Source organism: Armatimonadota bacterium, from assembly GCA_031081585.1.
In the GTDB taxonomy this organism is placed as follows: Bacteria; Sysuimicrobiota; Sysuimicrobiia; order Sysuimicrobiales; family Humicultoraceae; genus Geohabitans; species Geohabitans tengchongensis.
In genome coordinates this window covers 1-12828 of sequence record JAVHLY010000002.1, presented here as the reverse complement: position 1 = coordinate 12828, position 12828 = coordinate 1, and the positions used below count along the sequence as shown (strand labels likewise).

The 12828-nt window shown below is 74.0% G+C and carries 13 protein-coding genes and 1 tRNA gene; 1 reads left to right on the top strand and 13 read right to left on the bottom strand.

Going from position 1 to position 12828, the window contains the following annotated elements:
- Nucleotides 1-28: 28 nt before the first annotated feature.
- Nucleotides 29-1612 carry a D-aminoacylase gene (locus tag RB146_01165; GenBank protein ID MDQ7827591.1) on the top strand — a complete coding sequence of 528 codons (1584 nt, stop codon included), beginning with the start codon at nucleotides 29-31 and terminating at the stop codon, nucleotides 1610-1612.
- Nucleotides 1613-1633: 21 nt separating this feature from the next.
- Here the strand turns inward: RB146_01165 and RB146_01160 are convergent.
- From RB146_01160 to RB146_01100, 13 genes are all read right to left on the bottom strand, one after another.
- Nucleotides 1634-1710 (bottom strand) — tRNA-Gln (locus RB146_01160).
- A gap of 49 nt (nucleotides 1711-1759) precedes the next feature.
- Nucleotides 1760-2176, bottom strand: coding sequence for a RidA family protein (locus RB146_01155; GenBank protein ID MDQ7827590.1), 417 nt, complete (start codon nucleotides 2174-2176; stop codon nucleotides 1760-1762).
- A gap of 126 nt (nucleotides 2177-2302) precedes the next feature.
- Nucleotides 2303-2536 carry a mycothiol system anti-sigma-R factor gene (rsrA, locus tag RB146_01150; GenBank protein MDQ7827589.1) on the bottom strand — a complete coding sequence of 78 codons (234 nt, stop codon included), beginning with the start codon at nucleotides 2534-2536 and terminating at the stop codon, nucleotides 2303-2305.
- On the bottom strand, nucleotides 2533-3183 hold the full coding sequence (locus RB146_01145) for a sigma-70 family RNA polymerase sigma factor (protein MDQ7827588.1): 651 nt from the start codon (nucleotides 3181-3183) through the stop codon (nucleotides 2533-2535). Before RB146_01145 ends, rsrA begins: the two co-directional genes overlap by 4 nt.
- Nucleotides 3184-3414: 231 nt before the next feature.
- Nucleotides 3415-3846 (bottom strand): Rrf2 family transcriptional regulator, encoded by a 432-nt coding sequence (locus RB146_01140; GenBank protein ID MDQ7827587.1) that lies wholly within the window; start codon nucleotides 3844-3846, stop codon nucleotides 3415-3417.
- Nucleotides 3843-4256 carry a M67 family metallopeptidase gene (locus tag RB146_01135; GenBank protein MDQ7827586.1) on the bottom strand — a complete coding sequence of 138 codons (414 nt, stop codon included), beginning with the start codon at nucleotides 4254-4256 and terminating at the stop codon, nucleotides 3843-3845. The genes RB146_01140 and RB146_01135 overlap by 4 nt, the downstream gene beginning before the upstream one ends.
- Nucleotides 4257-4266: 10 nt before the next feature.
- Entirely contained in the window at nucleotides 4267-5238 is a 972-nt protein-coding gene (locus tag RB146_01130; GenBank protein ID MDQ7827585.1) for a cysteine synthase family protein, read from the bottom strand.
- 8 nt (nucleotides 5239-5246) lie between these two features.
- A complete protein-coding gene (locus RB146_01125) occupies nucleotides 5247-6092 on the bottom strand; it encodes a hypothetical protein (protein ID MDQ7827584.1) in 846 nt (281 codons plus the stop codon).
- Nucleotides 6089-7789 carry a cystathionine beta-synthase gene (locus RB146_01120; protein ID MDQ7827583.1) on the bottom strand — a complete coding sequence of 567 codons (1701 nt, stop codon included), beginning with the start codon at nucleotides 7787-7789 and terminating at the stop codon, nucleotides 6089-6091. Before RB146_01120 ends, RB146_01125 begins: the two co-directional genes overlap by 4 nt.
- Before the next feature lies 1 nt (nucleotide 7790).
- The gene (locus RB146_01115; protein ID MDQ7827582.1) at nucleotides 7791-8930 is read right to left on the bottom strand and encodes a cystathionine gamma-synthase; all 1140 of its coding nucleotides are present in this window, start codon (nucleotides 8928-8930) and stop codon (nucleotides 7791-7793) included.
- On the bottom strand, nucleotides 8930-9661 hold the full coding sequence (lipB, locus tag RB146_01110; GenBank protein ID MDQ7827581.1) for a lipoyl(octanoyl) transferase LipB: 732 nt from the start codon (nucleotides 9659-9661) through the stop codon (nucleotides 8930-8932). The genes RB146_01115 and lipB overlap by 1 nt, the downstream gene beginning before the upstream one ends.
- 367 nt (nucleotides 9662-10028) lie before the next feature.
- Entirely contained in the window at nucleotides 10029-11132 is a 1104-nt protein-coding gene (locus tag RB146_01105; GenBank protein ID MDQ7827580.1) for an ABC transporter ATP-binding protein, read from the bottom strand.
- On the bottom strand, nucleotides 11129-12736 hold the full coding sequence (locus tag RB146_01100; GenBank protein ID MDQ7827579.1) for an iron ABC transporter permease: 1608 nt from the start codon (nucleotides 12734-12736) through the stop codon (nucleotides 11129-11131). Before RB146_01100 ends, RB146_01105 begins: the two co-directional genes overlap by 4 nt.
- Nucleotides 12737-12828: the final 92 nt, after the last annotated feature.

Sequence of the window (12828 nt, the reverse complement as noted above, 5' to 3'; positions counted from 1 at the left end):
GGGGCGGCATGGACGGAGGCATGAGGGGATGGACCGCTACGACGTGGTGATCCGCAACGCCACCATCGTGGACGGCAGCGGAGGCGCGCCGGTGGTGGGCGACGTGGCCATCACGGGGGACCGCGTGGCCGCCGTGGGCGGGACGGTGGCGGGGAGCGGGCGGGAGGAGATCGAGGCGGGCGGTCTGGTGGCCGCGCCGGGCTTCATCAACATGCTGAGCTGGGCCAACGTCTCCCTCCTGGCCGACGGCCGTTCCCAGAGCGACATCCGCCAGGGGGTGACGCTGGAGGTGCTCGGCGAGGGCACCTCCATGGGCCCGCTCACCGAGGCGATGCGCCGGCAGATGGTGGCCCGCCAGGGCGACATCCGCTACGAGGTCGCCTGGACGACCCTGGGCGAGTACCTGGAGCACCTGGTGCGCCGGGGGGTCGCCCCCAACGTCGCCTCTTTTGTCGGCGCGACCACGGCGCGCATCTTCGTCCTGGGCTACGAGCGCCGCGCGCCGAGCGCCGCCGAGCTCGACCGGATGCGCGCGGTGGTGCGGGAGGCGATGCGCGAAGGGGCCATGGGCGTCTCCACCGCCCTGATCTACGCGCCGGGCTCGTACGCCGCCACCGACGAGGTGGTGGCGCTCGCCGAGGTGGCCGCCGAGCACGACGGGCTCTACATCTCCCACATCCGCAACGAGGAGGCGGGGATCCTCGAGGCGCTGGAGGAGTTCCTCACCATCGTGCGCACGAGCGGCGCCCGCGGGGAGATCTACCACCTGAAGGTCTCCGGGGAGCGCCACTGGCCGCTCATGGATCGGGTGCTCGGGGCGATCGAGGAGGCCCGGGCCGCCGGGCTGCCGGTCACCGCGGACATGTACCCGTACACGGCGTCGGCCACAGGGCTCGACACCGCCGTGCCGGGATGGGCCCATGAAGGCGGCCCCGAGGCGCTGGTGGCGCGCCTGCGCGACCCGGCCACCCGGGCGCAGGTCCGGGAGCAGCTCGCCCTCTTCACCGCCCCGGAGCGGGTCCTGCTCGTCGCCGTCAGGGCCGACCACCTCAAGCCGCTCATCGGCCGCACGCTGGCGGAGGTGGCGGCCGCGCGCGGGCAGGACTACCGGGACACGCTGCTCGACCTGCTGGTCGAGGACGACAGCCGCGTGGGCGCGGTCTTCTTCACCATGTCCGAGGCGAACGTGCGCAAGGTGATGGCCCGCCCCTGGGTGGCCTTCGGCTCCGACGCCGCCTCGCTCGCCCCCGAAGGGGTCTTCCTGCGCTCGGGCACCCACCCGCGCGCCTACGGCACCTTCGCCCGGGTGCTGGGGCGCTACGTGCGGGAGGAGCGGGTGCTCACGCTGCCGGAGGCGGTGCGCCGGATGACCGCGCTGCCGGCCGAGACGCTGCGCCTGCGCGACCGGGGGCGGCTCGTCCCCGGCGCGTTGGCGGACGTGGTGGTGTTCGACCCGGACCGGATCATCGACCACGCCACCTACGACCAGCCGCACCGGTACGCCACCGGGGTGCGACACGTCTTCGTGAACGGCGTGGCGGTGCTGCGGGACGGGGAGCACACCGGCGCGCTGCCGGGGCGGGTGGTCCGCGGCCCGGGCAGCACCCAGTAGGCGGAGATCCCGGGAGGAGCGTGGCTGGGGGGGGAGGCTTCGATCCTCCGCTACGGCGTTCAAAGCGCCGCGTCCTCACCTGGCTAGACGACCCCCCAGCGGCGCACCCTTCATCTTACCATGACGACGTCATGCCTTCGGTCGGCCTCACCGGCCCCGGTCGAGCGCCACCACCTCGATTTCCACCAGCGCGCCCCGGGGCAGCCGCGCCGCCTGCACGGTGGTCCGGGCCGGCGGCTCCTCCGGGAAGAAGGCACCGTACTCTTCGTTCATCGGGCCGAAGTCGTTCATGTCGGCCAGGAAGACGGTGCACTTCACCACGTCCGCCAGGGAGGCCCCGGCGGCCTCCAGCACGGCGCGCACGTTCGTCAGGACCTGGCGTGTCTGCTGCTTGACGTCCTGACCGACCAGCTGTCCCGTGCCCGGGTCGAGGGCGATCTGCCCCGACAGGAAGAGGAAGCCGCCCGCGCGGATGGCCTGGGAGTAGGGGCCGATGGCGAGGGGAGCGCCATCGGTGCTGATCACCTCGCGGCGAGCGTCGGGACGGACGGGATCGCGTTTCATGTGAGGACCTCCTCAGGTCGGGAATGGGCCACCACCGACGGTGACATCAGGTCGCACAGATCCTGCGAGCGCACACGCGTCCTGGGCTTTCGGGTTGTCACGGGGCAGCACAATCCCTGGCGCCCCCTACAGGTCGGCGAGCAGCTGGCGCAGACGGCGGCGCAGCGTCTCCGGGGCGGCCTCGCCGGTGCACTTCATGCGGATGATCTCGCGCAACCGCACCTCGAACTCGTGCAGGTCCTGGCAGGGCTGACAGCGCCGGCAGTGCTCCTCCACCCGCTCATAGGTGAGGCGGTCGAGCTCCCGGTCCATGAACTGCCAGAGCAGCCGGAGCACCTCGTCGCACCGCCCCTGGCTCACGACGCCGCGCCTCCCCCATCCTGGCCTCGCCGCCGGGCGTCGCGGCGCCGGGGGGCGCGAGGCCGACGCCCGGCGCGCACCGCGTACTCCCACAGGCGCTGCTGCAGCTGGCGCCGCCCGCGGAAGAGGCGGGACATCACGGTCCCGATGGGGATGCCGAGGATCTCGGCGATCTCCTTGTAGGAGAAGCCCTCCAGGTCGGCCAGGACCACCGGAGCGCGGAAGCGGTCGGGGAGGGCATCCAGGGCGGCGGCCACGTCGGCGTCCATGACCTGCGCCAGCACGATCTCCTCGGGGTTGCCCTGCCGGGCCAGGTCCGCGCTCTCACGCGCCCGCGTGTACAGGTAGTGGTCCTCTACCGCCTCCGTGTCCACCACCTCGGGTTCGCGGCCGCGCCGCCGGTAGGTATCGATGAAGGCGTTCATGAGGATGCGAAAGAGCCACGCCCGGGCGTTCGTGCCGGCCTGGAAGGTGTGGAAGGAACGCCACCCTCGCAGGAGCGCGTCCTGCACCAGGTCCTCCGCGGCCGCGCGGTTGCGGGTCAGTCGCAGGGCGGTGCGGTAGAGGCCGTCGAGGTATTCTTCGACCAGGGCGGCGAACTGCTCGCGCGCCTCGGCACCGCCCACCGGCCCGACGCTCAGGGCCACGACCGCTCCGCGAGCCATGATGGTCGAGCAAACGAAAATGGCGAAGGAGGTATTCCAGAAGACAGCAACAGGACGCCTCCGTTCACCGCACCTGGAAGGGGCCCCTGCCCCCGCCCTTCCTGGTCGGGCCAGACCTGCGTGTCCGGAGGCGTCCTGTCACGATACGCTTTCGCCGCAGCCGCGGCAGCTCCTGCCGACGTCTATCAAAATTCACCGCCGGGCCCGCGTCATTCACCGCCGAGCCCGCGTCCCCACCCGGGCCCGGCCGCTCAGGTCCTCCAGCGTGAGCCGGTCCAGCACCCCCTCGGTCGCCGCCTTGATGGCCATCCAGACGGGTCGCAGGCCGCAGCCGGGAGCGTACGCGCAGGCGGGATCGTCCACCTCCACGCACTCCCAGGGGGCCGCGCTGCCCTCCAGGACCTCGAACGCCTCGCGCAGGCGGATCTGGCCGGGCGGGCGGGCGAGCCGATGTCCCCCGGACGGCCCCCGCTTGCTGGTGACCAGCCCGGCGCGGCGCAGGCTGGCCATGAGCTGGTTGAGGTACGGCTCGGGAAGGCCCTGCCGGGCGGCAATGGCGTGGCTCTGCACGGGCCCCTCGCCGTAGTGGAGCGCCAGGTCGATGAGGGCCCGCAGGCCGTACTCCGCCCGGCTGCTCACCTTCATGGCGACACCGCCTCCAGCTCGAGCGGCTCCTCCGTAACGGCCCCGTCGACGATGCGGAACCCCCGCAGGACGGGCCCCGCACGGTCCTTCAAGGATACGATAACGTACACCGCGTCGGGGTAGAAGGCCCTGGCCACGTCCGTCCGCGAGGGGTAGGCGTCGGAGGCGGTGTGGGAGTGGTAGATGCCCACCAGGTCCAGCCGCTCCTCGTCCAGCTCCCGCAGGATCGCCAGGAGCTGCCGGTCGTCCAGTCGGTAGGTATAGGGGCTCTCGTCCACGTTGCGGCCCCGGTAGACGCGCAGCACGCGCCCCTCCCGCCCGGCCAGGAGCCCCACGCACTCGTTGGGGTAGGTCTCCTGCGCGTGGGCCACGATCTCGTCGGCCTGGGCCCGGGTCAGGCGCAGGGGCACGGCAGCGCCCTCAGGGCTCGGCGAAGACCCGTGTGGAGAGGTAGCGGTCGCCGCCGTCGGGGAGGACGACCACCACCACCCCCTCCCCGGCCTCACGGGCCACCTGCAGGGCGGCCACCATGGCGGCCCCCGCAGAGGGGCCCACCAGCCACCCTTCCTCGCGGGCCAGGCGCCGCGTCATGGCGTAGGCCGCCTCGGTGGCCACCGCGATTACCCGGTGGTGGACGGAGGGGTCGTAGATACCGGGGACGATGGAGGTGGCCATGTGCTTGAGCCCCTCCAGCCCGTGCAGCGGCCCGTCCGGCTCCACGCCCACGACCTGCACGTGCGCCAGGGCCTCGCGCAGCCGTCGGCCCGCCCCCACGAGCGTCCCCGAGGTCCCCAGCCCGGCCACGAAGTGCGTCACCCGCCCGCCGGTCTGGACCAGGATCTCCGCCCCGGTGGTGTCGTAGTGGGCGCGCCAGTTGGCCGGGTTGTTGTACTGGTCGGGCATGACGTACCGGTCGGGGGCGGCGGCGAAGCGTGCCCGGGCCACCCGGATCGCCCCGTCCGAGCCCTCCAGCGGGTCGGAGAGGATCACCTCCGCGCCGTAGGCGCGGATCAGCCGCTTGCGCTCCTCGCTGACGTTGGCCGGGAGCACCAGCTCGACGCGGTAGCCCTTGGCCGCCCCGATCATGGCGTAGGCGATCCCGGCGTTGCCCGACGAGGAGTCGAGCAGGATCCGGTCGGGGGTGAGGAGGCCGCTGCGCTCCGCCTCCTCGATCATGCGCAGGACGGGGCGGTCCTTCACCGAGCCGCCGGGGTTGAACCACTCCGCCTTGGCCAGCAGCGTGACCCCGGGGGGGACCTCCGGCAGGCGGGTGACCTGCAACAGCGGCGTGTTGCCGATCCGCTCCAGGAGCCTCTGTCCCAGGCGGACGGCCGCCCCGGCCTGGCGGGCCGACGGGGCGGCGGGGAGGGGGTCGGGCGGCGGCGAGCCCACGGGCGGACTCACTCGTCCAGCAGGAGCGTGGGCTCGGCGTAGTAGCGCACGCGGTGGGCCAGCAGCCGGGCGTGCAGCAGCTCGTGCAGCGCGGCGTTCTTCGCCTCGAGCGAGTTCGCCCCCCGGAGGATGTCGAGCGGCAGGTTGAGGCGCAGGACGCGGTTGGGGATGACGTGCCGGGTGATCCCCGTCGGCAGCTTCTCCGGCAGCTCGGCCAGGCGCAGGATCTCCTCCTTGGCGAACGGGGGGAAGACCGCCACCGCCGCCACGCGCCCGTACTCCGCCGCCAGCTGGGGGAGGTCGGGCGTGGGCACCCGGTAGATCGCCTGCCGGCCGGCGTACGCGCTCACCAGGGCGCGGACGGCCCGCACGCGCGCCTGCAGCTCCCTGCCGTCCCGCACGCCCCACACCCCGTCGGGCGTGACGAGCCCGCAGGCCGCCCGCCGCGTGGCCAGCGCGTCGAGCAGCACCTCGACGCTATCCAGCCGCTCCACCCGCGCCGAGGGGAGCGCGGCCAGCACGTCGCCGTCCTCCTGCAGCAGGTGGTGCCAGACCTCTAGGCGCACCGCCGCGTCGGCGTAGTCCACCACCTGCAGCACGTGCGCCGGGAGCCCCAACCGGCGTAGGGCCACGGTCCGGTTGGCGCCGTCCAGGACCACGTAGCCGCCCCGCGGGAGCGGCGCCGCCACCGGCGGGTTCCGCAGCACGTCCTCCTGGCGCAGGCGCTCCACCAGCGCCTCGACGCGGCGGGGGTCGGCGTCCTCGTGCAGCCGCACCGCCTCCGCGTCCACCACGCGCAGCGGGGGCAGGAGCTGCCCCGAGGGGAGGCGCAGCACGGCACGGGCCTCGCTCACCGTCCGAGCTTCCTCGCCAGGTGGTCGATGACGTCGATCTTCGTCACGATCCCGACGACCCGTCCCCGGTCCACCACCACGGCGGCGTTGGCGTTGAGGAAGACCTCGGCCAGGTCGTCCACCGGCGTGTCCGGGCTGACCACCGGCGGGGCGGGGTCGACGATGGGGGTGATGGGGTCGTCGGGTCCGTGCCCGCCCTCCAGCAGGTAGGAGAGGAGGTCGACCTCGCTGATCATGCCGACGAGCTGGCCGTCGGCCACGACGGGGAGCTGGCTGACGTCGAACTCCTTCATCTTGGCGATGACGGCCCGCACCGGGTCGGCGGGCCCGGCGGTGATCAGGGCCAGCCCCTTGGCGCCCAGCAGCTCGCTCACCGTCCCCAGGTCGGCCTCGAGGAAGCCGTGCTCCCGCATCCAGTCGTCGGAGAAGATCTTGGAGAGGTAGCGCAGCCCGGAGTCGGGGAGGATGACCACGACGCGCCGCCCCTCCCCGTGGTCGGGGAGTCCGCGCAGGTACTTGAGCGCGCCGGCCACCGCGGCCCCGCTGCTCCCGCCGCACAGCAGCCCCTCCTCCCGCACCAGGCGGCGGGTCATGGTGAAGGCCTCGCGGTCGGTCACCGGCACGACCTCGTCCACGACGCTGAAGTCCATCGTCCCGGGGAGGAAGTCCTCGCCGATCCCTTCCACTTTGTAGGTGTGCGGCTCGGGCAGGCGGCCGGTGCGGAAGTACTCGGTGTAGATCGACCCCACCGGGTCCACCCCGACGCAGACGAGCCCGGGGTGCCGCTCCTTGAGGTAGCGCGCCGCGCCGGAGGCGGTCCCGCCGGTCCCCAGGCCGACCACCAGGACGTCGAGCCGCCCGCCGGTCTGCTCCCACAGCTCCGGCCCGGTGGTCTCGTAGTGGGCCGCGGGGTTGGCGGGGTTGTGGTACTGGTCGGCGTAGAAGGCGTTGGGCAGCTCCTGGGCCAGGCGGCGGCTGACGCTGTAGTAGGAGCGCGGGTCGTCGGGGGGCACCGCCGTGGGCGTGATGACCACGCGGGCCCCGAAGGCGCGCAGGAGGCGGATCTTCTCCTCCGACATCTTGTCGGGCATGACGAAGACGCAGCGGTAGCCGCGCACCGCCGCCGCCATGGCCAGGGCGACGCCGGTGTTGCCGGAGGTGGCCTCCACGATCACGCCGCCCGGCCGCAGCTTCCCCTCCTGCTCGGCCTGCCGGATCATCCGGATGCCGATGCGGTCCTTCACCGACCCGCCGGGGTTGAGGAACTCCAGCTTGGCCAGGACCTCGGCCCGCACGCCGCGCACGACCTTGTGCAGGCGCACCAGCGGCGTGTGCCCGATGAGGTCGAGGACGGTGTCGGCGATGGCCTCCCGGCGGGGAGTGGCCGCCCGCGCCGCGTCCGGCGTCGGGGCCCGCGTGGTGCGGGCCCCGCCGGCCATGGCCGGGATGATGGAGACCTCGTCCCCCTCCCCCACCGGCGTCTCCTGGCCGGCCTGGGTGCGGATCTCGGTCCCGTTCACGAAGATGTTGATGTAGGTGCGCACCTCTCCGGAGGCGTCCAGCACCTGCGCGCCCACCTCGGGGTAGGCCCGGGTCAGCGCCTGGAGGACCTCACGGACGGTGCGGCCGGGCACCTCCAGCCGGCTCTGCCCACCGGTGTGGCGCCGCAACGGGGCCGGCACGAAGACCGTCGGCATCTCACGACTCCTCCAGCGCCTGTCGCAGGTCCTCCACGAGATCGTCGGGGTGCTCCAGGCCCACCGACAGGCGGAGCAGGCCCGGATCGACGGCCAGCGGCGAGGCGGCCAGCGAAGCGTGGGTCATCGAGGCCGGATGGTCGATGAGCGACTCCACCCCGCCGAGGCTCTCCGCCAGCACGAAGAGGCGGGTGCGCGCGGCCACCCGCCGCGCCGCCTCCTCCCCGCCGCGCACGATGCAGGAGACCATCCCCCCAAACCCGCTCATCTGCCGGGCGGCCAGCGCGTGCCCCGGGTCGTCGGGCAGCCCCGGGTAGAAGACGCGGGCCACCCGCGGGTGCTCGCGCAGGAACGCCGCCACCGCCGCGGCGTTGGCGCAGTGGCGCTCCATGCGCACGGCCAGGGTGCGCAGGCCGCGCAGGACCAGCCAGCAGTCCAGCGGCCCGGGGACGGCGCCGGCGGCGTTCTGGTAGAAGCGCAGGCGCTCGGCCAGGTCGTCGCGCGCGGTCACCACGGCACCCCCCACGACGTCGGAGTGGCCGCCCAGGTACTTGGTCGTGGAGTGGATGACCAGGTCGGCGCCCAGCCGCAGCGGCCGCTGCAGGTAGGGGGAGGCGAAGGTGTTGTCCACGGCCACGAGCGCCCCGTGGGCGTGCGCCAGCTCGGCGATGCGGGCGATGTCCAGCACCCGCAGGTAGGGGTTCGTGGGCGACTCCACCAGCACGAGGCGCGTGGTGGGCCGCAGCGCCCGCTCCACCGTCGCCAGGTCGCGCATGTCCACGAAGTCGCTGGCGATCCCGTACCGGTGCAACACGCGCACCAGCAGCCGGTAGGTGCCGCCGTAGACGTCGTCCGGCGCCAGCACGTGGGCTCCGGGATCGAGCAGCGTGGTCACCGCGGTGATCGCCGCCATCCCCGAGGCGAAGGCCACCCCGTGCGCCCCCTCCTCGAGCGAGGCCAGCGCCCGCTCCAGGGCGGTGCGCGTGGGGTTGGCGGTGCGGGAGTATTCGTAGCCGCGGTGACGCCCGGGCGCCTCCTGGGCGTAGGTGGAGGTCTGGTAGATGGGCACGACCACGGCGCCGGTGGCGGGATCCGGAGCCTGGCCGTCGTGGATGGCGCGGGTCTCGAACCGGTGCGGCATCAGGCCTCCGGACGGGTGACCGCCGCGGGAACGGGCACGGCGGCGCCCTCGCCCGCCGGCCCCAGCGCTCTGGCCACGGCGTCGGCCGTGACGGGGCGCAGGCGCACGCCGAAGACCTCGGCGAACCGGCGCGCGTAGGCGTCGGCCACCACGTCCAGGGCCACCGGCCGCCCCAGCTCCTCGGCCAGCGAGGTGACGGGACGCCCCAGTCCGCACGGGTCGATCCACCGGAACTGGCCGAGGTCGGTGGTCACGTTCAACGCCATGCCGTGCATCGTCACCCGGCGCTTCACCGCCACGCCCACCGCCGCCAGCTTGCGGCCGTCCACCCATACCCCCGGGTAGCCCGGCTCGCGCCCGGCCGCCACGCCGAAGTCCCCCGCCATGCGGATGATCGACTCCTCCAGCAGGCGCATGAACCGCACAACGTCCTCTCCCAGCCTGCCCAGGTGGAGGATCGGGTAGGCAACGAGCTGGCCCGGTCCGTGGTAGGTGGCCTGCCCCCCGCGCTCCACCTCGTAGACCTCGATCCCCTGCTGCGCCAGCGTCTCGCGCGACACCATCAGGGTCCCGCCCCGCCGCCCCAGGGTGATGACCGGGGTGTGCTCGAGCACCAGCAGCACGTCCGGCAGGAGACCCTGCTGGCGGGCCGGGACCAGGCGTCGTTGCAGGTCCCACGCCTCCCGATAGGGGGTGAGCCCGGGGAGCCGCAGGAGGAGGGCATCGGTCACAGCGCTATTCTAGCAAGAGCCCGGGAGGCCGCGGACGCCGGCAGAGGCGGCGGACTTGCGCCAGGCCTGGGACGAGATCCAACCGGGGATGAGGTCCGGCGCACGGCGGACCGCCTCCTCCGGGTCCACCCGTTGCGAGCGGCGGACGCCCTGCAGCTGGCCGCCGCACTCCTCCGGGCCGTCGACGACGCGCCGAAGGGTTCGTCTGCCTGGATGACCGCCTGCGCGAAGCGGCGCAGCTCGAGGGCTTTGCGGTCCTCCCCGAGCCCCGGCACGCCGCCGCCAGGCTCACGGGAATGGTTGGACCCGCACCAGGCGCGTCGATGTCGTCAGCCCCGGTGGTCGACACCCGGGCGGTGCACTGCGGTCAGTGCACTCCCAGGCGCTCCTGACCTGCGGTTTCACTCACCGCCAGCACACCTTCGCCCGCCCGGGGACCGTCCAGGGGAAAGCACACCAGCGGGTGGCCCGGGTCCACGACGACGGTGACCGCGTCCCCGGGCGCGTAGTGGACGGTGTGCTTCTGCAGCGAGTGCACGGTGCGGCCGGAGGGCAGCCGCACCTGGTAGAGGTGCTGCGGGCCCTGGAAGTGACGCCCCACGACGGCGGCCGCGCCGCCCGGGCGCAGGTCGAGGTCGTCGGCCCGCACGAGGACCTCGACGGCCGTCCCCGGAGGGAGGGGAGGGTGGAGCGGGACGAGGCCCGCTTCCGTCTCCACCCCCGCAGGGGTGACGCGGCCGGGGAGGAAGTCCGGCCGCCCCAGGAACGCGGCGACGAAGCGCGTGCGCGGGAAGTGGAAGAGGTCCTCCGGCCGGTCCACCTGCTCGATGCGCCCGGCGCGCATCACCGCCACCTCGTCGCCCATGAAGAGCGCCTCCTCCTGGTCGTGGGTGACGAAGACGGCGGTGGTGCCGCTGCGGCGCAGGATCTCGCGCACCTCCTCGCGCAGCGCCCGCCGCAGGTCGGCGTCCAGGTTGCTGAAGGGCTCGTCGAGCAGCAGCACCACCGGTTCGGGCGCCAGCGCCCGGGCCAGGGCCACGCGCTGCTGCTCCCCGCCCGACAGCTCGTGGGCCATGCGCGCCTCGAACCCGGCGAGCCCCACCAGGCGCAGCATCTCCGCCACCCGCCGGGCCCGCACCCGCCGGGACCCTGACAGCCCGTAGCCCACGTTCTCGCCCACGGTGAGGTGCGGGAAGAGGGCGTAGTCCTGGAAGACCAGCCCCACGCGCCGCCGCTCTGGCGGGACAACGTCGCCGCAGCCGGCCACCACCTGGCCGCCCACCTCGATGACCCCGCGCGTGGGGTGCTCGAGCCCGGCGATGAGGCGCAACGTCGTCGTCTTCCCGCACCCGGAGGGGCCCACCAGGGCCAGGACCGTCCCGCGGCGGACGGTCAGGTCGAGGTCGCGCACGGCCTGGACGCTCCCGTAGGCCTTGCCGACGGCGACGCAGCGGATGGCGACCTCGCTCATGGCTCTGCCCGCCCGACCAGCGTGGCCAGGGAGAGCGAGGAGAGGAGGACGAGCAGCAGGGCCGGCGCGGCGGCGCGGGCGAAGAAACCCTCCCCCGCCGCCGACCAGACGCGGGTGGCCAGCGTCTCCATCCCGATAGGGCTCAGCAGCAGCGTGGCCGGGAGTTCCTTCATCGTCGTGAGGAAGACGAGCGCTCCCGCGGCGGCGACGCCCGGACGCACCAGCGGCAGCGTCACCGACCAGAGGACCTGGGTCGGAGTGCGGCCCAGGGTGCGCGCCGCCTCTTCCTGGGACGGCTGGACCCGCGCCAGGGCGGCGTGCAGCGCCCCGGCCGCCTGGGGCAGGAAGAGCACGGCGTAGGCGACGAGCAGGGCCGCGGGCGTCTGGTAGAGGGCCGGCACCACGCGCGCCGTGAAGAAGACCAGCGCCAGGGCCACGACGATCCCCGGCAGCGCGTAACCGGCGTAGACGATGCGCCCCGCCAGCAGGGCCAGCGGACCGGAGAAGCGCGCCGCCAGCAGGGCCAGCGGGAAGGCCGCCGCCACCGTCACCACCGCGCTGGCCGCCCCCAGCGCCAGCGAGGTCAGCGCCGGGCGCCACGTCAGGACCAGCGGCTCCCCGTGCGCCAGGCCCAGGACGAGCCAGTAGGTGAGCACACCCAGCGGCAGGAGGACGGCGCAGAGCGTCACCGCCGCGCAGCCGAGCAGCGCGGGCCACCGCCAGGGGCCGAGGGGCACGAGGGGCGGGAGGCGGCCCGGCCCCACGCCGACCCGGTGCTGCCGGCCGCGCCCGGGCCGGTCGGCGGCCAGCAGGAGGGCCCCCGTGAGCGCCACGAGCACGAGGGCCAGCGCGGCGGCGCCGTGGCGGTCGAAGGACGCCTGGTACTGGACGTGGATGGCCGTGGTGAAGGTCTCGAGCTGCATCATCGAGACCGCGCCGAAGTCGGCCAGGGTGTAGAGCGCCACCAGCAGCGCGCCGGCGCGGATCCAGGGCCACAGCTGCGGCAGGACGGCCCGGCGGAAGGCGCGCCAGCCGCGCTCCCCCAGCGTGCGCGCCACCTCCTCCAGCGCCGGGTCGAGCCCGCGCCACCCCGCCCGCACGCTCAGCAGGACGTAGGGATAGGTGAAGAGGGTGAGGACGAGCCAGGCGCCCGGGAACCCGTACAGGTCGGGGAGACGCTCCACCCCGGCCAGGCGGTGGAGGAGCTGCTGGAGAAGGCCGGTCGGCCCGAGCGCGGTGGCCACGACGAACCCCCCGACGTACGACGGCACCACCAGGGGCAGCGCCGTGACCACCCGCCACAGGCGCGCCCCCGGGAGGTCGGTGCGGGTAGTGAGCCAGGCCAGGGGGACGGCCAGGAGGACTGTGGAGGCGGTGACCACCCCGGCCAGCAGCACGGAACGCAGCAGGATGCGGCCGGTGCGGGGGCTCCACAGGAGGTCCCAGACTTCGGGGCCGGCGCCGGCCGCCCGCACGACCAGGTAGGCCACCGGCAGGAGCACCGCCGCCGCCACCACCGCAGCCAGCGCCACGAGCGGTGGGACAGCCGCGGCGTCGCGGCGCCGCCCGGCAGCCGCGGACTCGAGGGCGCGGAGCTCTAGCACCGGGTCCTGGCTCGCGCGCGCCGGGTCAGGATCTGCGTCGCAGACCGCCTCCCCGTGACCCTACAGCACGCCCGTCTCGCGCAGCAGCCGCA

Coding starts and splice junctions, on each gene's coding strand:
- RB146_01105 (MDQ7827580.1), bottom strand. CDS start 11,132: ATGAGCGAGGTCGCCATCCGCTGCGTCGCCGTCGGCAAGGCCTACGGG.
- RB146_01140 (MDQ7827587.1), bottom strand. CDS start 3,846: ATGAAGGTGAGCAGCCGGGCGGAGTACGGCCTGCGGGCCCTCATCGAC.
- RB146_01120 (MDQ7827583.1), bottom strand. CDS start 7,789: ATGCCGACGGTCTTCGTGCCGGCCCCGTTGCGGCGCCACACCGGTGGG.
- RB146_01115 (MDQ7827582.1), bottom strand. CDS start 8,930: ATGCCGCACCGGTTCGAGACCCGCGCCATCCACGACGGCCAGGCTCCG.
- RB146_01155 (MDQ7827590.1), bottom strand. CDS start 2,176: ATGAAACGCGATCCCGTCCGTCCCGACGCTCGCCGCGAGGTGATCAGC.
- RB146_01165 (MDQ7827591.1), top strand. CDS start 29: ATGGACCGCTACGACGTGGTGATCCGCAACGCCACCATCGTGGACGGC.